This window comes from Streptomyces sp. NPDC003077 (assembly GCF_040611095.1).
Lineage (GTDB): Bacteria > Actinomycetota > Actinomycetes > Streptomycetales > Streptomycetaceae > Streptomyces.
Genome location: NZ_JBEXNM010000101.1, coordinates 1 through 21,144, shown reverse-complemented (window position 1 = coordinate 21,144; position 21,144 = coordinate 1). Strand labels below are relative to the sequence as shown.

The 21,144-nt window shown below is 72.6% G+C and carries 17 protein-coding genes and 2 pseudogenes; 6 read left to right on the top strand and 13 right to left on the bottom strand.

The window, feature by feature from the left end; translation table 11 throughout:
• From ABZX96_RS35930 to ABZX96_RS35905, 6 genes and pseudogenes are all read right to left on the bottom strand, one after another.
• A pseudogene (locus ABZX96_RS35930) lies at positions 1-614 on the bottom strand (hypothetical protein); the annotation flags it as partial.
• A gap of 169 nt (positions 615-783) precedes the next feature.
• Positions 784-1,014 carry a DUF397 domain-containing protein gene (locus tag ABZX96_RS35925; RefSeq protein WP_355553125.1) on the bottom strand — a complete coding sequence of 77 codons (231 nt, stop codon included), beginning with the start codon at positions 1,012-1,014 and terminating at the stop codon, positions 784-786.
• Between the two features lie 50 nt (positions 1,015-1,064).
• On the bottom strand, positions 1,065-4,274 hold the full coding sequence (locus ABZX96_RS35920) for an alpha-N-acetylglucosaminidase TIM-barrel domain-containing protein (protein ID WP_355553122.1): 3,210 nt from the start codon (positions 4,272-4,274) through the stop codon (positions 1,065-1,067).
• Positions 4,275-4,795: 521 nt separating this feature from the next.
• Positions 4,796-5,509 carry a winged helix-turn-helix domain-containing protein gene (locus ABZX96_RS35915; protein WP_355553119.1) on the bottom strand — a complete coding sequence of 238 codons (714 nt, stop codon included), beginning with the start codon at positions 5,507-5,509 and terminating at the stop codon, positions 4,796-4,798.
• A gap of 597 nt (positions 5,510-6,106) precedes the next feature.
• Positions 6,107-6,766: a response regulator transcription factor gene (locus ABZX96_RS35910; protein WP_355553116.1), complete on the bottom strand. Its 660-nt coding sequence runs from the start codon at positions 6,764-6,766 to the stop codon at positions 6,107-6,109.
• Positions 6,763-7,968, bottom strand: a complete 1,206-nt coding sequence (locus tag ABZX96_RS35905; protein ID WP_355553113.1) for a sensor histidine kinase — start codon at positions 7,966-7,968, stop codon at positions 6,763-6,765. The genes ABZX96_RS35910 and ABZX96_RS35905 overlap by 4 nt, the downstream gene beginning before the upstream one ends.
• A 134-nt stretch (positions 7,969-8,102) precedes the next feature.
• On the opposite strand from ABZX96_RS35905, the pseudogene ABZX96_RS35900 reads away from it, so the two are divergent.
• Both ABZX96_RS35900 and ABZX96_RS35895 read left to right on the top strand, forming a co-directional pair.
• A pseudogene (locus ABZX96_RS35900) lies at positions 8,103-9,002 on the top strand (ATP-binding cassette domain-containing protein); the annotation flags it as partial.
• Between the two features lie 152 nt (positions 9,003-9,154).
• Positions 9,155-10,030 (top strand): ABC transporter permease, encoded by an 876-nt coding sequence (locus tag ABZX96_RS35895; protein WP_355553110.1) that lies wholly within the window; start codon positions 9,155-9,157, stop codon positions 10,028-10,030.
• 183 nt (positions 10,031-10,213) lie between these two features.
• Here the strand turns inward: ABZX96_RS35895 and ABZX96_RS35890 are convergent, their stop codons facing one another.
• The 5 genes from ABZX96_RS35890 to glnII all read right to left on the bottom strand — a co-directional run bounded on the left by ABZX96_RS35890 (position 10,214) and on the right by glnII (position 14,934).
• Complete coding sequence (locus ABZX96_RS35890) at positions 10,214-10,819, bottom strand: rhomboid family intramembrane serine protease (RefSeq protein ID WP_355553107.1); 606 nt, start codon at positions 10,817-10,819, stop codon at positions 10,214-10,216.
• A gap of 14 nt (positions 10,820-10,833) precedes the next feature.
• A complete protein-coding gene (locus ABZX96_RS35885) occupies positions 10,834-11,907 on the bottom strand; it encodes a hypothetical protein (protein ID WP_355553104.1) in 1,074 nt (357 codons plus the stop codon).
• A gap of 125 nt (positions 11,908-12,032) precedes the next feature.
• Positions 12,033-12,299, bottom strand: a complete 267-nt coding sequence (locus ABZX96_RS35880; protein WP_355553101.1) for a carboxypeptidase-like regulatory domain-containing protein — start codon at positions 12,297-12,299, stop codon at positions 12,033-12,035.
• A 146-nt stretch (positions 12,300-12,445) separates the two neighbouring features.
• Entirely contained in the window at positions 12,446-13,375 is a 930-nt protein-coding gene (locus tag ABZX96_RS35875; protein ID WP_355553098.1) for an endopeptidase, read from the bottom strand.
• Between the two features lie 539 nt (positions 13,376-13,914).
• Positions 13,915-14,934 (bottom strand): glutamine synthetase, encoded by a 1,020-nt coding sequence (glnII, locus tag ABZX96_RS35870; RefSeq protein WP_355553095.1) that lies wholly within the window; start codon positions 14,932-14,934, stop codon positions 13,915-13,917.
• Between the two features lie 487 nt (positions 14,935-15,421).
• Between glnII and ABZX96_RS35865 the strand changes: the two genes are divergently transcribed.
• A complete protein-coding gene (locus tag ABZX96_RS35865; RefSeq protein WP_355553092.1) occupies positions 15,422-16,351 on the top strand; it encodes a Gfo/Idh/MocA family oxidoreductase in 930 nt (309 codons plus the stop codon).
• Positions 16,352-16,444: 93 nt separating this feature from the next.
• Here ABZX96_RS35865 and ABZX96_RS35860 read toward each other — a convergent pair whose 3' ends face one another.
• Positions 16,445-18,256, bottom strand: coding sequence for a thiamine pyrophosphate-dependent enzyme (locus tag ABZX96_RS35860; protein ID WP_355553089.1), 1,812 nt, complete (start codon positions 18,254-18,256; stop codon positions 16,445-16,447).
• Between the two features lie 459 nt (positions 18,257-18,715).
• Between ABZX96_RS35860 and ABZX96_RS35855 the strand changes: the two genes are divergently transcribed.
• Both ABZX96_RS35855 and ABZX96_RS35850 read left to right on the top strand, forming a co-directional pair.
• Positions 18,716-19,066 (top strand): hypothetical protein, encoded by a 351-nt coding sequence (locus ABZX96_RS35855; protein ID WP_355553134.1) that lies wholly within the window; start codon positions 18,716-18,718, stop codon positions 19,064-19,066.
• 281 nt (positions 19,067-19,347) lie between these two features.
• On the top strand, positions 19,348-19,533 hold the full coding sequence (locus ABZX96_RS35850) for a hypothetical protein (RefSeq protein WP_355553086.1): 186 nt from the start codon (positions 19,348-19,350) through the stop codon (positions 19,531-19,533).
• A gap of 128 nt (positions 19,534-19,661) precedes the next feature.
• On the opposite strand, the gene ABZX96_RS35845 is transcribed toward ABZX96_RS35850, so the two are convergent.
• Positions 19,662-20,255 carry a TetR family transcriptional regulator gene (locus ABZX96_RS35845; protein WP_355553083.1) on the bottom strand — a complete coding sequence of 198 codons (594 nt, stop codon included), beginning with the start codon at positions 20,253-20,255 and terminating at the stop codon, positions 19,662-19,664.
• A gap of 103 nt (positions 20,256-20,358) precedes the next feature.
• Between ABZX96_RS35845 and ABZX96_RS35840 the strand changes: the two genes are divergently transcribed.
• The gene (locus tag ABZX96_RS35840) at positions 20,359-21,051 is read left to right on the top strand and encodes a nitroreductase (RefSeq protein WP_355553080.1); all 693 of its coding nucleotides are present in this window, start codon (positions 20,359-20,361) and stop codon (positions 21,049-21,051) included.
• The last annotated feature ends 93 nt before the right edge of the window (positions 21,052-21,144 follow it).

The window sequence follows — 21,144 nt, the reverse complement described above, 5'->3', positions numbered from 1 at the left end:
CCGCTCCCGGTAACGTGGGGGCCCCCGCCCGCGTGCGCGAGCGCGCCGCGGGGGTCCTCGACCCCGGCGGCCGTCAGCACCTCCTCCGCGTCCCGCTCGGTCAGCCGCTCCAGGTCGCGCAGCACGTACGCGGCACGCGCCGGGGCGGACAGCGACGCCAGCGCCTGCTCGACGGCCAGTTCCTCGGCGCCGCCCGAGCGGGGGAAGAGCCGCAGCCCGACGATCCGGGGCAGCGGCGCGGTCGGCAGCGGCAGCGGCACCTCGCGGCCCACGACGGGGATCCGCCACCGCGGCCGTCCGGAGCCCAGCGCCGCGATGAGCACCCGCAGCCGGACGAAGGCGTAGCCGGGGCCGTCCGGTGGCGAACCGGCGCGCTGGGTGGGCAGCCCGGCGCCCGGGGCCGTGACGCGCTGCCGGGGCAGGGCGCGCTGGACCACCGCGTGCGCGGTGAACGCGCGCCGCCCGCGCCCCATGCTCCGTGGCAGGACGAGATAGGCCAGCCGCGCCAGCCGCGCGTAGTGTTCGACGATCACGGCCTCGGCCTGCTCGACGTCGATGACCTCGACGGGGGCCGGGCGCTCCGGGCGGGGGACGGTTGCCTGCTGCTGCTCCACGTTCGGTGGAACGAGTGAATCCGACCCGGGTCACCTGACGTCCCCGGATCGGCCCAGCAACCGGGAAACCCGTCCCGGAGGGACGAAACGCCATGAAACCGGCATCGAACGGCGAAAGGCCCGGCAGCGCGGCCGATGCCGCGCCGCCGGGCCTCCCGGGGCCTGCCCGCTAGCGGTCCAGGTCGAACTCCCCGTCCCGCGCGCCGAGCACGAACGCGCGCCATTCGGCCTCGGTGTAGCGCAGCACCACGTCCGGCTCCTTGGAGTTGCGCATCGCCACCGCGCCGCGCTCCAGGAACGCGATCTCCACGGCCTCCTCCGACTCTCCAGGGGCCCGCTGCCAGGTGGCGTCGGAGATGTCGAGGGCGTAGAGCCACTCTTTCTCAGCTGCGGCACTCATACGGTGATCTCCTCGCTCGCGATCCGGTCCGGGCCAGCGTACGCCGGGCGTCAGGTGCGCTTCCAGCGGCTGTAGTGGGCCGTCCCGCGCCTGCCGGTACGGGAGTTGACGGCCGACATCAGCATCCCGGCGTCCTGCCGCGCCGCGGCCCCGGGCACGGTGGCCGTGCCGACCGGATGCCAGGTCCGGCCGTTGTCCCGGGAGTACTCGCCCCGGTACGCGTTCCCCTGGAGCCGGGCCAGCCGGAGGGTGACGGGCGCCGTGACCCCGCGGACCGTGCGGAGCCGGTCCAGGGTGCCGTCACCGTTGCCGTCCCAGGCCAGCACCACGCCGTGGCCGGGCGTCACGGCCAGCGTGACGAAACCGCGCGGAGCGACCGGCATCCCGGGCCCGCCCGGCCCACCGGGTCCCCCAGGTCCGCCCGGCCCCTGCGCCCCTCCCGGCTGCGCCAGGCTGTTCGCGGCGACGAGCCCGGCCCGCGCCCACGGCGACGTGGGGTCCTGCCGGTCGACCCGGACCGCCACCGTGTGCCCGGGAGTCAGCGCGCCCCTCAGGTACAGCGCGGCGAACTCGCTCGTCCCCTTCCACAGGTCCCGCCCGCCCCCGTAGATGCCGAACCGGTCCCGCAACTGACCGAAGTGCGCGCCGCTGTTGGAGAACCGCTGCCATCCGCGGCCGAGCGGCCCCGACGAGAACAGGGTGCCGGTGTGCGCGGCCTGCACCGGAGTGGTGTTCGCGGGCCCGTAGGACGTGGTCAGCGTGTACGGCAGCGGACGCACCGGGTCGTTGGAGGCGCCGGTCGGCGCGGTGATCTGCCAGTGGGCCGTTCCGGTGCCGCCCGGAGGGATGGCGGGCAGCGTCAGCCGGCCCGCGGAGGAGAGGGGCACGCCGGTGAGGGTGAAGGTCACCGGGCCGGTGGGGGCCAGCCCGCTGAGGTTGTGGATGACGGCGGTCAGCTGCGTCGTGCCACCCGGCGCGATGGTGGCCGGCGTGGCGCTCACCGTGACCGTGCCCTGATACGGGGCCTTGCTCAGGGTGTCGAAGACCCGCTGCGCCACCCGGTACGGGTCGGCGACCGGACGCACCGGATAGGTCTTCGTCTCCCGCGTCCAGGGCTCCTCGCGGGCGTACCAGTCGACCGGCGCCGGGGCCCGGCCCGCGGCCAGCGCGTCCTCCAGCATGTCCAGGTAGTAGCGCCACTGCGGCAGGTGGAAGTCGCCGATCAGGCCGTTCCAGTCGCGGTTGGCGTAGTTGGCCAGGTGCCCGCCGTCCGCGGCGGGGCGGCCGTCCCAGGTGGTGATCAGGGCGCGGGCGGTGCGTTCCCACTGGTCCGCGCCGGTGGCACCGCCCGCCCGCCGCGCCTCCGCCAGCCACGGGCCCAGCAGGAACATCGGGTGCGCGCCGCTGACCTCGTCGGTCAGCCGCATCAACTGGAGCCACAGCTGCGACAGCGCGCGGAAGGCGGGCAGGTCCTTGCGCAGGTAAGCGGCCTGGAGCTGGGGGATCAGCTGCCAGGAACGGTTGGCCAGGACCTGGCGGGCGGCGTCCGTGAGGTCGTACCGGTAGGCGTCGCTGTTCCGCAGCGCGGGCTGTACCCGCAGCAGGTTCATGAACGCGCGGTCGAAGGCCACCGGGTCGTAGGAGGGCCGGTGGGGGGCGTAGTACGAGCCGGAGCGGGCGGCCAGGCTGGGCCGGGCCGCGAAGACCGAGTCGTGCGGACGCCCGTCGGGGCTGGTGATCGCGTACGCGCTGGCGCTCAGCGCCGCGAACGCCGCCTGCGCCGCCGCGTCCCGCCCGCCGTACCGGACGTCCGCGTACCGGCTGAACCACGCCGGGCGCGAGACCGCCTCCTTGCGCCAGGCCAGCTCGGTGAACAGTTCGAAGGCCGCCGGGTCGCGCTCGGCCGCCTCCGGCATGTACGCGGTGCCGACGAGCCGGCTGCCCGGCTTGTCGCGCCATGCGGGGAAACGTTTCGTCCAGACCTGGGTGCGGGCGCCGAGCGTGGTGCGTCCGCCGAAGTTGGGGATGGTGCCGAAGGCGTACGGGACGCCGCCCCAGTCCTGCTCCCGGTCGGTGACCCCGGCCAGGTCGCTCCGGCCGTCCAGGATCAGCGTGCGCCGGCGGTCCAGCGCGCCCAGCAGGTCCGGGCGGGGGTTGTCCCGCCAGCCCAGGAGCACCCACGTCGCATTCGGGTGCGCGGTGCGCAGGGCCCGTTCCACCGCCCGCGCGGCGTCCGGCACCGGAACGTCGCCCGGGTCCCCGCCCTCGTGCAGCAGGTCCATCTTGAACATCTCGGCCGGGCCCAGCAGTTCGCGCTGGTGCCGGTAGAAGGAGGCGGCCACCGCGGCGAACACGTCGGTGCGCGGATCGAGCCAGTCCGGACGCCTCATCCCCGCCCACTGCCCCTGCGGCACCGTGTGCGCCCCGGGGTGACGGGCAGCGAACCCTTGGGGAACGGTGCCGAAGTACCCGGGGAACACCGGACGCATCCCCAGGGAGCGCAGCCGGTCGGCGATGCGGCGCCCGAGGGCCGCCCGCTGTGCCAGCATCTCCGGGGTGATCGGTCCGCCGTAACCGCTGAGGTTCTGCAACAGCCACCAGGGCTGGTGGGAGGGCGCCGGAATCCAGGACCGCGCCTCGGGATCCGGGTAGCCGAAGTCCTTCAGAACCCGGTGGTAGACGGCGTCCGTGCCCGGCGTCACCAGGACCTCGTTGACGCCGTGCAGCGCCAGGACGTCGATCAGCCGTTCCCAGCGCGGCCAGTCGGCATACGGGGCGGTGTAGCCGTCATGGGTGTCGTTGAGCGCGAACCGGTGGGGGAGCGTCGTGGCGTGCCCGTACAACCCCATCGGCGCGGGCAGTTGCCGAGGCAGGTTGAGCTGCGAACCGGCCCAGGAGATCACCGCCTCGCAGCTGTACTTGAGGTACCAGTGCACACCCGTCAGCAGCACACCCGGGCTGGTGCCGGCGATCTGGATGCGGGCCGTGCTCCCGCTCACCTCGAAGCGCTCGCCGCCCTTGGGGAACAGCATCGAGAGCCGGAACTGATCGGCGTGCGCGGGCAGCAGCCGCAGCAGCGCCGACCGGGCCGGCCCCGTGTCGCAGGAACAGTCCGCATCCTGGAGAGGCGGATCGGGGACGGCGGACGGCCCCGCCCATTTCGCGCCCGGCCCGGACGCGAGGGCCCGCAACGGCCCGCTCAAGGCGGCGCCCAGCGCCCCGGCGCCGCTCACCAGCGTACGACGCGTCACATGACTCACTCGGGCCTCCACTGATCGACAGTCCCCCAGCAACAACAATGTTCACGGTGTGTTGTGGAACGGTAACGGCCTGTGGGTCGTGATCCAAGGAAGCCGACGCGGGCGGTACGCGGTAAATGCGGCTTTCGTGACTCGGTGGCCCTGTTGCCGCGCGCGCGTGGGGCGGCGCGAACGGAACGGGCCGCGAGAGCGCCAAGGGCGGTGGGGGCGGGGCCGGTTGGGGCGTGCGGGGGGCGACGCGACCGGGGGCGCCGCCGCCCTCCACCGGCCCCAGGCAGCCGTTTCTGTACGCGGCGAAGACATCGGACGTTACGCGCGTGCCGGAATGCGAGATGTGCTATAAGCCCGCGGAACGCGAACGCCGGGGAAGCCGAGGCCCGGAACGTCCTCGGCTGGTGGCGGCGATCTGATTGTCGGGTGTGCGGCAATGCCGTTCGCATGCCGGCGACGAGCCGCCGCACCGGAACAGCGCGAGGCTCTGGTGCCGCACTCGCGGCACCAGAGCGGGAACCTCGCGAAACTCAGGCGCTCGGCACGTACTTGTACCCGACCCGGCGGACCGTCACGATCGACGACCGGAACTCCGGGCCCAACTTGCGGCGCAGCCGCGCCACGTGGACGTCGACCGTCCGCCCGTCACCGACGTGCCCGTACCCCCACACCGTGGTGACGAGCTGATCGCGGGTGTGCACCCGGTGCGGGTGGGCTACGAGGTGCGCCAGCAGCTCGAACTCCAGGAACGTCAGGTCCAGCGGACGCCCCTGCACGTAGACGACCCGCTGGTCGGTGTCGATGCGCACGGGGGCACCGGGAGCGCCGGGGGAGCCCGTGGGTTCCGGGCGGAGGGCCGGGTCGGCGGGGGCGGCTCCGGGGACGCCGATCGCCGCCGTCCTGGCCGCGCCCGCCGGACGGACGGCGGCGGACGGGGCGCCTGTGCCGTCACCCGGTCCCGGCCGGGCGGCGGGCCGCGGCGCCTCGAAGGACGGGGGGTGCCCCGCTCCGAGGGCGGCCTGGTCCGCCGGGACGAGGACGAGGTAGCCGACCATGGGCGGGTGGCCGGGCAGCACCGGCAGGCTGTGCTGCGGGGCCGGGAGCCAGGTCGCGCCGGACGCGAGGAGTTCCGCGACCTGCGGGACGTCGTCGGGGGAGACCGCGCGCAGACGCTGGCGGTTACGGGAAGGGGTGGGAACGGAAGCCGTCGCCGAAGTGGCGGGCAGGGTACGGACGTTCGTCATGAAGGGTCAGCTCTTTCGCGCAGAGGGGCGTCGGGGACGTCGTGCGCGCGGGCAGGCTGAGACGCCGGAAAATCAGCGTCGAGAAGGCGTGTGCGGGCCCGCGCTCAGTGCGCGCGGCAACACAGGCGGTCGAAGACGTGTCCCTGCCGGGACGGCCAGAAAGGCTCAAGGTCGCTACGACCCGTTGCGGTGTCTGTGAGGCTGGCCATGCCCCCCATTGAACCAGACACCCTTTGATCTGTCCTTCACATGGGACGTACCAAGATCGGAACGGTGAGCTCCGGCGCGTGGCGGAGGGACGGCCTCGTTGCGCGGCGGGGCGCGGTGCGGCCGTTGCCGGGAGGGCAGTGACGCTTTGCCGAGCGCGGCTTCGCAACGGGTGCGGGGCGGGGCCGGACGGGGCCGAGCCGAGGCGGCCGGGCCGAACCGAACCGAACCGGGTCGAACGGGATCGGGCCGGGCGCGGCCGAGCCGGACGGGGTCGGGTCGGACGGCGCCGAGCCCGACATGCTGATGGCCGACCGCAGCCCCGATCCGAGCCCCGCACGCCGACGCGCGGAACTCACCCGCACCCCCATAACCGTCCCACCACCGCTATCAGCTCGCCGGCGCCACCAGCCCCAATTCGTACGCCAAGATGACCAGTTGCACCCGGTCCCGCGCGTCCAGCTTCGTCAGCAGGCGGCCCACGTGGGCCTTGGCCGTGGCCGCGCTGATGTGGAGCCGCTCGGCGATCTCCGCGTTGGACAGGCCGCGGCCGACCAGGGTGAGCACCTCCCGCTCGCGGGCGGTGATGCCCGTCACCGGGCGCGGGGCCGCCGGTGCGGTGGCGGGCCGGGCCGCGAACTCCGCGATCAGACGGCGCGTCACACTCGGCGCGATGAGCGCGTCCCCCGCGGCGACGACCTCGATCGCGGCGAGGATCTGGTCCATGTCCATGTCCTTGACGAGGAAGCCGCTCGCCCCCGCGCGCAGCGCGCCGTAGACGTACTCGTCGTCGTCGAACGTGGTGAGGATGACGACCTTCGGCGGCGCGCCGGAGCCCTCGGTGATCCGCCGGGTGGCCTCGATGCCGTCCATGCCGGGCATCCGGACGTCCATCACGACCACGTCCGGCGCCAGCCGGTCCGCGAGCCGCACCGCCTCCTCGCCGTTCGCCGCCTCGCCCGCCACCTCCAGCCCGGGGTGGTCGGCGATCAGCACCCGCAGCCCGTGCCGGACCAGCGGCTGGTCGTCGGTGAGCAGTACCCGGATCACGCGACCTCCGCCGGCACCGGAAGCCGGGCCGCCACCCGGAAGCCGCCCTCGGGGCGCGGCCCGGCCGCGAACTCGCCGTGCAGCAGCGCCGCCCGCTCCCGCATGCCCGTCAGCCCGTAGCCGGCCGCGCCGGGCAAGCCGGACGGGCCGCGGCCCTCGTCGGTGATCTCGATGGACAGGTCGTCCTCCCGGCAGTCGACGGTCACCCGGCAGGCGCGGGCGCCGGAGTGGCGGACCACGTTCGTGACCGCTTCCTGAACGATGCGGTACGCGGACAGTTCGATCTCCGCCGGGAGCGCCCGCCGCTGCCCGCGCCACTCGATGTCCACGCGTACGCCCGCGTCCCGGGTGCGCTCCGCCAGCCCGTCGAGATCGGCGAGCGCCGGCGTCGGGCCGAGCGGTGCGCCGTCACCGTCCGCCGGGTCCGCCCGCCGCAGCGCGCCGAGCATCCGGCGCAGGCCCGCCAGGGTGTCGCGGCTGGTGTCCTCGATGGAGGAGAGGGCGTTGCGGGCCTCGTCCGGCTGGGTCTCGATGACGCGCCGGCCGGCCCCGGCCTGGATGGCGATGACGCCGATGCTGTGCGCCACCATGTCATGCAGTTCCCGGGCGATCCGCAGCCGCTCCGCGACGACGGCCTGTTCGGTGGCCCGCTCCCGCAGCGCGGACGCGTGCCGGCGGCGTTCGCCGACCGAGTGGCCGATCGTCCAGGCGGTGACCATCATCAGCGTCAGGAAGGCCGAGGTGGTGACGAAGGACGGGCTCCCCTCCCTGTAGTACGTGGCGCCCGCTATCTGTACGCCGAGCGCCACCAGTGCGGCGACCGCCGCCGTCAGCCGCGACCGGGTGGCGGAGATCCAACCGACGGTCAGGTCGGTGAGCGCCGCTTGCAGGTACGCGATCTGCCACGCCTGCGTTTCCCCGGGCGGCATGCTGCCGGCCATGTCCGCGGCCATCGCCGAGTCCGTCCGCACGGTCGTCGCGAAGGAGGCGGCGAGCAGCAGTACCAGGGCGGGCAGCGGCCGGCGCAGCACCAGGGCCAGCAGCAGCACGGCGAGCAACGCGGCGAGCAGCAGGCGCGCACCGCTCAGTTCGCGGCCGGTGTTCAGGGCGACGACGTACAGCAGGAGGGCGTAGGCGATGCCCGAGCACCAGGCCAGGGGCTCGGCGAGGGACGACCGCGGGGGACCCTGCGGGGCTTTCATGCGCTGATCATAGATTTCCGGCCCACGCCCCGGCATCGGCCCGCGGGCGTACTCCCGGGGGCTACCCCCGGCCGCCCCGGTTGTGCCCGGCGGGCCGATGACCTGGAGGTATCGGTCCCGGCAGCGTGGTCACCGTGATCGAAGCAACCGAACTCACCAAACGCTACGGCGGGACCACCGCCGTCGACCGACTGTCCTTCACCGTGCGCCCGGGTGTGGTCACCGGGTTCCTGGGGCCGAACGGTGCCGGGAAGACCACCACCTTGCGCATGGTCCTCGGGCTCAACCGGCCCACCGGCGGCACCGTCACCGTCGACGGGCGGCCCTTCGGCGACCGCCCCCGCGGCCTGCGGCACGTCGGCGCCCTGCTCGACGCGCACGACGTGCACGGCGGCCGGACCGCCCGCGCCCACCTGACGGCACTGGCGGTCGGCAACGGGCTGCCGCGCCGGCGGGTCGCGGAGGTGCTGGCGGAGGTCGGCATGGCGGACGCGGCCGGCCGCGGGATCGGCGGGTTCTCCCTGGGGATGAAACAGCGGCTCGGCATCGCCGCCGCCCTGCTCGGCGACCCGCCCGTACTCCTCTTCGACGAGCCGCTCAACGGCCTCGATCCCGAAGGAGTGCTCTGGATGCGGGGCCTCTTCAGGAAGCTGGCCGACGAGGGCCGGACCGTACTCGTCTCCAGCCACCTGATGGGGGAGATGGAGCAGACCGCCGAGGAACTGATCGTCATCGGCCGCGGCAGCCTGATCGCGGCGGAGAGCCTGCGGGACTTCGCGGCCCGCGGCACCCCGCCGCGCGTCCGGGTCCGCACCCCCGACACGGCCCTGCCCGGGCTGCTGACGGACGAGGGCGCGGCGGTACGGGCGGAGCCCGACGGGTCGTACACGGTGACCGGCCTGCCCGCGGAGCGCGTCGGCGAACTCGCCTTCACGCACGGGGCGCGGCTGTACGAGCTCAGCCCGCAGGCGGCTTCTTTGGAGGAAGCGTTCATGGAACTGACCGCGGAGAGCGTCGAGTACGGCGCGGCCGAACGGTCTCCGGTCGCACGGGCCTTGGTCGCGCGGGCTGTGGCCTCGTCGCCCGCAGCCGATCACTCCATCGGAGCCGACCACTCCACTGGATCCGACCATTCCGCTGGAGCCGATCACTGCGCTGGAGCCGATCACTCCACCGGAGTCGGCCGATGAGCCACGTACCGGGCCACAAGGCGGCCCTCCGCCTCCCGGTTCCGGCGACCGCCCGTTTCCGTCATCTCCTCGCCGCCGAGTGGATCAAGCTCTGGTCGCTGCGCTCCACCTACTTGGTGCTGGCCGGCGGGGCGTTGGCCGTGATCGGCATCAATGTAAACTCCGCCGTGTCCAACGCGGCCCACCTGTCGGAACAAGCCGCGTCGCCGTCGGAGCCGCCGGGGATTCCGGACCTTCCCGAGTACGCCTTCGACGCGCTGCACACCGCGTTCGTCGATCCCGCCTGGCAACTGCTCATGATCATCGCGGCGACGGTGGGGGCGATCGCGGTCTTCGGCGAGTACACCAGCGGACTCATCCGGACGACCTTCGCCGCCGTCCCCGACCGGCGGGCGGTGGTCGCGGCCAAGGCGACCGTGGTGTCGGCGGTCATGCTCGCGCTCGGCACGTTCGTCTCCGGCACCTCCTTCGGCGTCACCCAGGCGGTACTGCGGGAGCACGGCGGCCTGTCACTCGGCGACCCGGGCGCCCTGCGCGCCGTCACCGCGTCCGCCCTGATCGCGCCGCTGTGCGCGCTGGTCGGCATGGCGGTGGGCGCGCTGATCCGGCACGCGGCGGGCTCCATCGTCGCCGTCATCGCCCTGCTGCTGCTCATACCGACGCTCCTCCAAGGCGACCGCTTCCGCTGGGTGAAAGAGATCGGCAACGCCATGCCCCTCAGCGCGTGGAGGTGGCTGGTGACGAACCCGGCACGGGCGCACGCCCCCGGCCCGTACCCGCCGACCACCACCGGGGCATGGCTCGTGTACGGCGGGTGGGCCGTGGTGGCGGTGGCCGTCGCGATGATCGTCGTGCGGCGACGGGATGTGTGAGGGGGCACCGCCGCCCCGGGAAGGCCCCAACCCGCAGTGCTCCGAGCCCGGGCGGCGTACCCGCAGGTCGCGCGTACGCGTACGTCACCCGGCACGTCGTCCGGTACATCCCCCAAGGCAGGGCATCCGCTTCGTCCCCCTGGCAGGTCGTAGGACTCGTCCCCCGGCAGGGCATCCGCCACGTCACCCGGCAGGTCGTAGGACCCGTCCCGTTCGTCGCTTCCTGGCGCCGATCGCGACGCCCAGCGCCAGCGCCGCCAGGTGGCCCGCGTCCGTGAACGTGCGCCGCTTGCGCAGCACGGGGCGTATGCCCAGGGCCAGCAGGCCCGTGGTGGCCATCAGCCGGGCGCGCGGGTGCGGCAGGGACGCGGCGAGTGCGCCGGCCGTGGCGTTGAACCCGTAGCTCGCGCCCACGTCCACGGCCCGCGCCGTCTCCGCGGAGAGCTTGCGCGCCGAGGACAGCCCGGCGTGAACGAGCAGGCTGGCGCCCACGTGCCCGATCGCGAACACCCCGGCGGCCCGCCGCGCGCCCCAGGCAGCCTCCGCCGTACCGAGCACCGCCAGCAGCGCGACGCTGTACGCGCGGTGCAGCGGCGGCTCGACGAACAGCGCGCTGGTGGCCAGCGTCCGCCACCGTCGAGCCCGGAGGTTCTCGACGTTGGTGGAGTGCTCGCGCAGCAGTTCCGTCCGCTGCTCGGCCGGCATCCGCGCGGTGACGTACGCACTGAGGTGGACGGCACCGACATACAGAGGTGCGACCCATGGGGCACGAGGGGAGAAAGAGCTCACCCCACCATCATCCGTCACACCACCATCGGCAGTCGCCGACGCCAGTCCAGGGACGGCAGGTGGATCGCCCGGCGCGGATCACCGTCCCACTCGACGGTCAGCCCAACGCCTTCCAACGCATCCGCCACCGCCCGCCCGACGGCGCCGATCTCTTCATCGATCACCCCCTCAGTTCCGCCGTCCGTCTCTTCCGCCCTCTCCGCCTTTTCCGCCCTTTCCGTCCTCTCTGTCCTTTCGGTCTCTCCCGCTGATATGAGGTCCGGCTTTCCCGTTCGTATGGCGTCCGGCTTGCTCGCCGATATGCGATCCGGCTCTCCCGCCGATATGGGATCCGGATACGCGCCGAACCGTATGTACAGGCCGTGGCCGTCCGCCGCTCCCTCGGTGTCCTGCTGGTGGAAGAAGGCGTAGCCCCGGTCCCCCTCGCGGCGTTCCGCGCAGATCTCGCCGTGTGCGCAGGTGGCGCAGCAGGTGAAGTTCATCCGGGCCGTGATCCCTTCGGCCTCCAGCGCCGCGAACGCCCGTGCCACCCGGTCCACGTCCGTGACGTCGGGCCAGTCGGCTTCCTCGGCGAGCCGTTCCTCCCACAGCGCGGCGACCATCCGGTGCACGTCACGGCTCGACTCGTCCCCGTACTCGTCCTCGACTTCCTCGGTCATCGCCTCCGCGAGCGCGGGCAGGCTCCAGAAGCCGGTGCGCAGCAGCAACCGGACCCGTTCCTCCAACTCGGTGCGGGCTTCCGGATCCAGCTCCGGCGCGGCGGTGAGTTCGACCCGCTCCCAGGCGTGCGCCGTACGCCAGGATTTCTCACCGCGGGCCCAGGCGAGGAAGAGAGCCGCGACCTCGGCCGGGTCCGTCAGCTCCAGCCGGAAGTGCCGGTCCGGGGCGCCGTCGCGGTGCTCGACCTCGTAGGAACCGTCCTCCTCGCGCCACGTCTGCAGGAACTCGTGCGCCTCTTCGGGAATCCGCTCGGCCACCACGAAGTGGTCGTCGGCGGCGCCGATCCGGCACAACAGCGCGGTCAGTTCGGCTGCGGACGGACGGGTGAGGTCGGGACCGCTCTCGGTCTTCACGGTGATCGGAAGCATGGACACAGCCTGCCAGCCACCACTGACAATCCCGCCGCCCGCCGGTCCTGTTATCCGTCGCTCTCGCCGTCCGCTCGGCCTGCTGCCCACGTCGGACGGTCGATCAGCCGCCGTGCCGCGCCCCCTCATGGCTCCAGCCGCACCCGCAGCTCCGCCGCCATCCCCCCGCGCACGGTGACCGTCGCCACCGTCACGCGGGAGGCCCCGCCCCGCTCCGACCGGCACTCGACGGTGTAAGCACCGTCGGCGCCGGCGGAGAGCGCGAAGCGGCCGTCGGGGTCCGTGAGGGCGGCCACGTCGGGTACGGGTCCCGGCCCGTCCGTCACGTAGACGCGCGCGTCGGGGACGGGCACGCCGTCCGCGTCCACGACCACTCCGGCGATGACCGCCATGCGACAGCACCCTTTCTCCCGGCGGGTACGGGGCGCGGACCGGTCGCGAGGACCGAACCCGGCCTGCGTCACGCCTTCCGGACCTGCGTCAGGCTTTTCAGACCTGCACCCACACCCACACCCACATGGGGTCTTCCAGGCCTACCTCACGCCTTCCACGCCACGTAGTTGTTGAACACCGGCGTGGTGATGCGCGTACCGGAGTTGGTGACGGCGCCGCCGTACGCGTGGATGGCGATGCCGTACCGGCCGCCGTTGTAGAAGCGGTAGACCGAACTGCCGCTCTGGCCGCCGGCCGTGTCGATGTCGTAGTAGACCTTGCGCGGGCCCACGGACGCGATGCCGCGCGCGTCGTACCACTGCGTCCCGGCCGGCTTGTCGCCCGGGTAGCCGGAGATGTTGCCGACGGTCTTCAGGAGGTCGGCGTCCGACCAGACCCCGAAGCCGAACCAGCCGGTCGTCGAACCGAGGTCGGTGGGCAGGATGATCGCGCCGTAGTCGTAGTTCTCGTCGCCGTTGTTCACCCACCCGTTGACCGAACGGAAGCTGGTGCTGGTCACCACGCCGTACGGGAGGGTGTTGCCGTTGCGTCCCGGCATGACGTTGATGCTCTTGACCCAGCCGTCGCGGCCCGGGACGCCGCTGTTCTTGATGTAGACGACGTGCCCGGCGGTGGCCAGGGTGTGCGGCCCGATGAACCAGGCGGTGCCGATCCAGCGCGAGTTGTCCGCCGCCGTGATCAGCAGCGAGCAGTGCACGCGCCACGGGTACACGGAGGTGTCGGTGATCTGCACCCGGTCGTCAGGGCCGTGCACGGTCTCGGAGGCCACCGGGGGCGGCCCGTAGGACGCCTCGCCGATGTCGGGGAGGGCGGCGGTGGGCGGCTGCCACAACTGCTCCGGTGTCCCCTCCGGACGGCTGTAGCCGCGGACGTTCTCCAGCCCCTCCGGGCTGCCCCGGCTGGCCTCGCCGAACGCCCCGTCGGAGGGCATCTGGACGGCCAGCTCATCGCTGGATATGACGGTCGCCTGCTCTTCCGGCTCATTGGAGACGGCGGTGTGGAACTCGATCGGCATTGCTCGTCACCCGGCCTCTCGGCTCTCTTGACGCTCTGCTCGCTCCCTTGCGCGGCCTTCCGGCGAGATCTCTTGCGGGCTCGTCGCCGGCTTCGCCGCCGTTCCACTGACGGCGTCCCTCTGAGGGCACCTCTGTGACCGGTGTGATCGACGTGATCGACGTGATCAGCGCGGTCGGAGCGACCAGCCCGATCGGCTCGATGCCCGATCAGCCCGATCAGCCCGATCGGCGTGCTCGGCGTCCTGGTGGCGAGAGCCTGACAGCGGAACGGCGGCGTCCTTCTGGCGGTGCCTTCTCGGCAGCTCGTCCGAATATGTCCTCTTGTACTGCTTGTACTGCGGGCCCCTCGGCCGGACAACGCGCATCACACGGAATCCCTCCGAAGTAGGACGCATCTACGTCATCCGTCCTGAAACGCCTCCACAACGGCACGAGGACGCCCACGGAAGCGGGCGCCCTCGGTACTTGGCGACGTGACGGCGGGCTCGATGACGAGCGGTGACGGAGCCCGCGACGCGAACAGTGGTGGTGCGGTCGGTCAGACCTGGTCGGCCTTCTCCAAAGCCGTGCAGCAGGTGTCCACGATCAGTCGGGTGACGACGTACGGATCGACGTTCGCGTTCGGCCGCCGGTCCTCGATGTAGCCCTTCTTGTCGGCCGCGACCTGCCAGGGGATGCGGACGGAGGCGCCGCGGTCGGACGTGCCGTAGGTGTACGCGTCCCAGGGCGCGGTCTCGTGCGCACCGGTGAGCCGGGTCTCGATGCCGCTGCCGTAGTTCCGTACGTGCTCCAGCGGCTTGTCCCCGTCGCCCAGCGCGTCGCACGCCGTGATGATCGGGTCGTAGCCCTCGCGCATCGCCCGGGTGGAGAAGTTGGTGTGCGCGCCCGCGCCGTTCCAGTCGCCCGGGGCGGGCTTCGGGTCCAGGGAGGCGGTGACCTCGTACTCCTCGGCCGTACGGTGCAGCAGCCAGCGCGCCACCCACAGGTGGTCCGCGACCTCCAGCGGCGGCAGCGCGCCGATCTGGAACTCCCACTGCCCCGGCATGACCTCGGCGTTGACGCCGCAGACGCCCAGGCCCGCGGCCAGGCAGCGGTCCAGGTGCCGCTCGACGATCTCGCGCCCGAAGACCGCGCCGGTGCCCACGCCGCAGTAGTAGTCGCCCTGAGGGGCCGGGTAGCCGCCCTCAGGGAAGCCGAGCGGACGGCTGCCCTTGAGGAAGGTGTACTCCTGCTCGATCCCGAAGATGGGCTCCTGGTTCGCGAACCGCTCGGCGACCGCGCGCAGCGGCGCCCGGGTGTTGGTGGCGTGCGGCGTCAGGTCGGTGTTCAGGACCTCGCACAGGACGAGCAGGTCGTCGCCGCCCCGGATCGGGTCCGGGCAGCTGAACACCGGCTTGAGGACGAGGTCGGAAGAGTTGCCCTCGGCCTGCTGGGTGCTGGATCCGTCGAAGCCCCACAGGGGGAGCTCGGCTCCGTCCGCCAGGATCTTGGTCTTGGAGCGCAGCTTGGCCGTCGGCCGGGTGCCGTCGATCCAGAGGTATTCGGCCTTGAAGGACACGGGTTCGCCTTAATGCGGGTCGGGGGAGGGGCGCGCGTGCGGGCGCACCACCGCACTCTCGCAACCCGGCATTTCCCGTCCGTTGCCCGAATGTGAACCCGGTGTAACGCGCAATTGTTGCCCGGGGCGTCCGCCGGGGAGGCGGCAGGGACGGCCTTCCGGGACCCGCGGGATCCATCCGGGACGGCCTACCGGGACCCCCGGATCCGACCGGACGGCCTTCCGGGGCCCGCGGGATCCGTCCGGGACGGCCTACCGGGACCCCCGGATCCGACCGGACGGCCTTCCGGGGACCCGCGGGATCCGTCCGTGACGGCCTACCAGGATCCCCGGCACCCATCCGGGACGGCCGCCGAGGCCCGCCCCGGATTGGCCTACTGGGGCCCACCTGCGACGGCCTTCCCGGCGCTCGCCCGTTCCCACAGGGGCGCGCCGCGGACCCCGCGCGCTGCCCACCCGGACCACGCGCCCGCGAGAGACTGGGCGCATGACGATCCCGCCCGCCCCCGCGAACCCGCCGTTCGCCCCCGACACCACCCCGCGCATCGGCCTCCTCGGTACCGGTACGTGGGCCCGGCGCGTCCACGCCCCCGCGCTCGCCGCCCACCCCGGCGTCGCCTTCACCGGCGTCTGGGGACGCCGGCCCGACGCCGCCCGGGAACTGGCCGACGCGTACGGCGTCCAGACCTACGCCACCCCGGACGACCTGTTCGCCGCCACCGACGCCGTCGCGATCGCCCTCCCGCCCACGGTCCAGGCCGAACTGGGTGTACGGGCCGCCGAAGCCGGGCGGCACCTCCTCCTGGACAAGCCGGTCGCCACCAGCGTCCCCGAGGCGCGCGCCCTGGCCGAAGCCGTCGAGCGCGCGGGCGTCGCCTCGGTGGTCTTCTTCACCGCGCGGTTCGGGATCGAGGAAGGTGCGTGGATCGAGGAGCAGGCGGCGGTGGGCGGCTGGTTCACCGGGCACGCCGACTGGCTGGCCTCGGTCTTCGTCCCCGGGAGCGAGAGCCCGTACGCGTCCTCGCCCTGGCGCCGGACGAAGGGCGCCCTATGGGACGTCGGACCGCACGCCCTGTCCGTCCTCCTGCCGGTGCTCGGCGACGCCGAGACGGTCACCGCCGTGCGGGGCCCCCTCGACACCGTCCTCATGACGCTGCGGCACACCACCGGCGCGGTGAGCACGGCGGCGGTCAGCCTGACGGCGCCGCCGGCCGCCGCGGGCGTGCAGGTCACCGTCCGCGGCACCGCCGGCACCACCGCCCTCCCACGCCGCCAGGACGGCCCGGGCCCGGCCTACCAGCGCGCCGTCGACGCCCTCCTCACCTCCATGAGCACCGGCGCCCCGCACGCCTGCGACATCCGCTTCGGCTTGCGCGTCACCGAAATCCTCGCGGCGGCGGAAGCGGCACTGGCCTGAGAGACGGCACCCGCCCCCGACTCGAAGAACCACCCCACCCCACCCCACCCCACCCCATCAGGGAATCCGGGGAATCCAAGGAATCCAGAGAACTCACCGATACCGCCCCAATTCCCCCCGATGCTGCTGGAGGGCAGGCGACATCGCCACCCGCCGCTCCTCCAGCAGATTGCGCGCCATGGGGCCGGCCGCCGGTTCGCCCTTACCGAACGCCTCCGCGATGTGCCGCGCCTGGGCGGGTTTCAGGCTCTCGCCGAACGGGGCCTCGTACGGATCGGTCACCGCCTCCACCAGGCACGGCCCCGGGCAGGCCATCGCCTCGGCCAGCACCCCGGCCGCGTCCGCCGGTTCCTCGACGCGGAAGGACCGCAGGCCGCAGGCGCGGGCGACGGCCGCGAAGTCCACCGGGTGCAGCCCGCAGCCGTACTGCGGGTTGCCCAGCAGCGCGGTCTGCTCCCAGACCTCCAGGGCGAGCGAGTTGTTGTGCAGCACCACGACCTTCACCGGCAGGTCGTACTGCGCCAGGGTGGCCAGTTCCCCCATCCCCATGGACAGCGAACCGTCCCCGGTGAAGGCGATCACCGGCCGGTCGGGGTGGGCGATCTGCGCCCCGATGGCGTATGGCAGCGCGGCCCCCATGGTGCACAGCGTGCCGGAGAACGAATACGCCATGCCGCGCCGCAGCATCAGCCGCCCGGCCCAGGCGGTGACCGTGCCGGCGTCCCCGGTGACGATCGCCCGGTCCGGCAGCACCTTGGACAGCTCCCAGGTGATCACCTGCGGACGCATCGGCGTCCCGGACGCGGCGGCCTGCGCGCCGACGAGCTGCCACCACGCGCGGTACGTCGCCCGGGCCCGTTCCAGGAACGACCGGTCGTCCTTGCGCCGCAGGTGCGGCAGCAACGCGTCCAGCACCGCCCCGGCGTCCCCGACCAGCCCGACCTCGACGGGGTAGCGCATCCCGATCCGGTCGGCGTTCACGTCGATCTGCACCCCGCGCGCCTGCCCGGGCGCGGGCCAGAAGTCGTAGTACGGGGTCGAGGACCCGACGATCAGGAACCCGTCGCACTCCTCGAACGCCTCATGGCTGGCCCGTGTGCCGATCAAACCCATTCCGCCGGTCGTGTACGGACTGTCGTCGGGCACGCAGTCCTTGCCCAGCCCCGCCTTCACGATCGGCGCCCCCAGCGTCTCCGCCACCCGCTCCAGCGCCTCGCCCGCGCCCCGGGCCCCCGCCCCCGCGCAGATCGCCACCCGGCGGCAGGCGTTGAGCACCCGCGCGGCCTCGTGCAACTGCTCGTGCGGCGGCACCACCGTGAACGGCTGCGCGGCCAGGGAGACGTGCCCGGGAACGTTCTTGTCCGAGAGGGTGTCCTGCTCGCAGGTCCAGGACTGGACGTCGATGGGGATCGCCAGGTGCGCCGGCGTCCGGTTCATCAGGGCGCTGCGGACGGCCAGGTCCGTGGCCGTCAGGGCATGCGCGGGGCCCATGACGCGTTCGGAGAACGGGCAGGCGTGTTCGAGGAGCCGGTCGGAGGGCAGGTCCTGGAGGAAGTGCGCGCCGACCGTGTCGTGGTACGACAGGCCGGTGATCGCGATGACCGGAGCCCCGTCGATCCGGGCGTCGTACAGGCCGTTCAGCAGGTGGAGCGCCCCAGGCCCGGCGGTCGCCACACACGCGGCCGGACGGCCCGTGAACTTCGCGTACCCCACACACGCGAGCGCCGCGTTCTCCTCGTGCCGCACATGGACGAACCGCATCTCCGGATGCGTGCGCAACGCCTCGAAGAACCCGTTGATCTGATCCCCGCAGATCCCGAAACAGGTGTCCACGCCCCAGGCGAGCAACCGCTCGACGATGAGGTCGGAGGTGGTCTTCGCCGTCTCGCCGTCACTCTCGGACACCACTGGGCCTTTCGCGGGGGCGGACAGGCGTCACCGTCCTTTGGGGCGGCCGTGACCGGCCCGGAAGAGTCCCCGGCCGCCGCAACCAGCCCAGAAGATGATGTTTACGACGATAAGTGCGCCTCTCACACCCCGCATCCTGGAATGGCCCCTTCGCGTGACCAGCCCGGATACCCTCCGCGCACTCTTCCGACGAGGACCGAGGCCGCCCCAGCCCTCTCCCCGCCACCCGCCCGACGAGCCGTCAACCGCCATCTGACCAGGGGGCTTTGTCAGTGCCCCCCTTTAAAATGGAGGTAGTCAGTGAGGGTTCCACCACTGCCCAGGAGAGCGCCGATGGCCGTAGTCCACCACCCGACAAACCCGACAGACACCGCGCAAGCGCCACAGGTGGCGAAGGCGGCGGAAACCCTGCACGCCACAGACTCCGCGACCATGACGACGACCACCGGCACGGCGATGCCGGCCACCACGACAGCGATCCCGGCCACCACGACAGCAAAGGCGGCGAAGACGATAAAGGTGACGAAAGCAACCGCGACCAGCCGGACCGCCAAGAAGCCCCAGACCGCCTTCCGCCCCCTGCCGAAGAAGCCGCTCCCGGCCGGCTGGCCGCGCGAGCGCTACGAATCCTACAACCGCCGCCTCAAGGCGATGCGCTTGGCCATAGCCCTGCTCGACGCCGGCGTCTACACCCCGGAACGGGCCCGCAACCGCACCATCCGCAACACCGCCGCCCGCATCGGCGTGCACCGGCCCTCCAACATCACCTGCCGCATGGTCCGCGACCTGATCCTCGAAACCCACTGACGACGATCCCCGTCCCTCCCCGCCCCCTGGCACCCACCACCCCGCGCTGACCTTGCGGCGGCCCTCCCCGGACGCGAGCACCGCACCCGCCCGGGGAGGGCCGCCCACGCGCCCGGGCGCCCACCGGCCGCCCCCTGAGAGGACCGCCCCATTCCGGGTCCGCCGACCCGCCTTCTGAGCGAGACTGACCTCAGCGCCGTCCCAACCGGACGCGCACAGCCCCCAGGCACTCGGCACGTCTCGGCACGTCTCGACTCGACCGGCTCGACGACGGAGCAGCCATGGCCGACCCTCCGAAGCAGAAGACCCTGACACAGCGCTTGCAGAAGGTCCCCTTCTGGGCATGGGTCGTGATCGCGATCCTGCTCGTGGGGCTCTGGAACACCGCCTTCGGCGACAAGACCAAGGACCACGACCGGGACAGGGCACCGGTCCAGCCGAGCGTGTCGGTGACATCGACGCGATAGCCGGCGAGGAAAGGTCGGGAGTCCGGCCCGCGGTGACCGCGCCGGTCGGTGCCGACGCGGCCTGAAGCCGACCCACCGCCCCGCGCCCTGACGGCGACCCGCCGGCCGCGTCAGGCCACCGAAAGGTGTCAGCCCGCAGTCGGCAGAGCGCGTTCGAGGAGAACCTTCGCCGCCGCCCGCGCGTGCCGCCCGTAGTCCGCTTCCCCCAGCACCATGGCGCGACTGGCTGCCCCGTCCGCGAGGGTGACCAACTGTTCGGCCAGTGCGGCGGGCGCGTGACAGCCCAGCTCCGTCACCAGCGCGGTGACCAGTTCCACCATCCGCAGCTTCTGTTCCCGGGCGTAGGAGTGGACCGTGCTCTCCGGATCGGGGAATTCCGCCGCGGCGTCGATGAACGGGCAGCCGCGCACCGGAGCCTCGTCCGCCACGGGCAGGTCGAACAGCCCGAGGATCCGGTCGCGCGGGGGGATGTCCTCACGCGTCAGCACGCTCTCCAGGGTGACGCCCGACGACGCGAGGTCCTTGAGGTGCGCGATGACCAGATCGCTCTTGGTCGGGAAGTGGACGTAAAGGGTGCGCTTGGACACGGGTGCTTCTTGTGCCACCTGTTCCATGCCTGTCGCGTTGATCCCCTGAGCCGCGAAGAGCCGGGCGGCGGCAGCCAGGATGCGCTCCCGCCCCCCGCGCCCCCGCCGTTGAGCTGCCGTGGTCGTCGTCCCCATGACGCAAGTATACGTACGCGTTTACTTCCACCGAGATGGCTTGCTAGGGTCGGGCCAGAAAGTAAACGGATGCGTTTACATAGCGCCGTCATGGAGGAGCCCCATGAACAACAGTCCGGTCCCCACCGAGCTGAGCGGCTGTGCGGAGAAGCTGATACGCGACCGCCACGCCACCCGCGCGTTCCGCCCGGAACCCGTGCCCGCGGACACCCTGCGCGCGATCTTCTCGCTGGCCGGCGCCGCGCCGTCCAACTCCAACGCGCAGCCGTGGCAGGTGGAGGTGGTGAGCGGCGCGGCACGTGACCGACTGGCAGAGGCCTTGCGGTCGGCCCACGCCGCCCAGCGCATTTCAGCGGACTTCCCGTACTCGGAAGACATGTACTCCGACGTGCACCAGGCGCGCCGTGCCGCGTTCGGCGCCGAGCTGTACGGAGCACTGGGCATCGGCCCCGACGACCACGCGGCACGGGCCGCCTACGACGCGGAGAGCCTGCGCTTCTACGGCGCGCCACACGCCGCGTTCCTGTTCGTCACCGGCGACGGCGGCGCCCGACTGGCCGCGGACGTCGGTGCCTACATGCAAACGCTGCTCCTGGCCATGACCGCGTACGGCGTGGACAGCTGCCCCCAGGGCCTGCTGAGCTTCCACGCCGACACCGTCCGAGCCGAACTCGGCGTCACCGAGGGAAAGCTCCTCGTCGGCGTCTCCTTCGGCTACGCCGACGAGACCGCCCCGGTCAACCGGATCACGACCGAACGGGCCGCGCTGGAGGCGACCACGACCTTCCACGCGTAGGCGGTCCGTCCGGAACGGCTCATCGGCGGCCGGGATCGGCGAAGCGCCATGACAAAGGCCGTCGGCCGTGCCTTCCGCGGAGGAAGGCACGGC

Excerpts from the sequence above, each read along its gene's own strand:
- ABZX96_RS35925 (WP_355553125.1), bottom strand. The coding sequence starts at position 1,014 with ATGAGTGCCGCAGCTGAGAAAGAGTGGCTCTACGCCCTCGACATCTCC.
- ABZX96_RS35915 (WP_355553119.1), bottom strand. The coding sequence starts at position 5,509 with ATGACGAACGTCCGTACCCTGCCCGCCACTTCGGCGACGGCTTCCGTT.
- ABZX96_RS35905 (WP_355553113.1), bottom strand. The coding sequence starts at position 7,968 with ATGAAAGCCCCGCAGGGTCCCCCGCGGTCGTCCCTCGCCGAGCCCCTG.
- ABZX96_RS35895 (WP_355553110.1), top strand. The coding sequence starts at position 9,155 with ATGAGCCACGTACCGGGCCACAAGGCGGCCCTCCGCCTCCCGGTTCCG.
- ABZX96_RS35885 (WP_355553104.1), bottom strand. The coding sequence starts at position 11,907 with ATGCTTCCGATCACCGTGAAGACCGAGAGCGGTCCCGACCTCACCCGT.
- ABZX96_RS35880 (WP_355553101.1), bottom strand. The coding sequence starts at position 12,299 with ATGGCGGTCATCGCCGGAGTGGTCGTGGACGCGGACGGCGTGCCCGTC.
- ABZX96_RS35875 (WP_355553098.1), bottom strand. The coding sequence starts at position 13,375 with ATGCCGATCGAGTTCCACACCGCCGTCTCCAATGAGCCGGAAGAGCAG.
- ABZX96_RS35865 (WP_355553092.1), top strand. The coding sequence starts at position 15,422 with ATGACGATCCCGCCCGCCCCCGCGAACCCGCCGTTCGCCCCCGACACC.
- ABZX96_RS35855 (WP_355553134.1), top strand. The coding sequence starts at position 18,716 with ATGCCGGCCACCACGACAGCGATCCCGGCCACCACGACAGCAAAGGCG.
- ABZX96_RS35850 (WP_355553086.1), top strand. The coding sequence starts at position 19,348 with ATGGCCGACCCTCCGAAGCAGAAGACCCTGACACAGCGCTTGCAGAAG.
- ABZX96_RS35845 (WP_355553083.1), bottom strand. The coding sequence starts at position 20,255 with ATGGGGACGACGACCACGGCAGCTCAACGGCGGGGGCGCGGGGGGCGG.
- ABZX96_RS35840 (WP_355553080.1), top strand. The coding sequence starts at position 20,359 with ATGAACAACAGTCCGGTCCCCACCGAGCTGAGCGGCTGTGCGGAGAAG.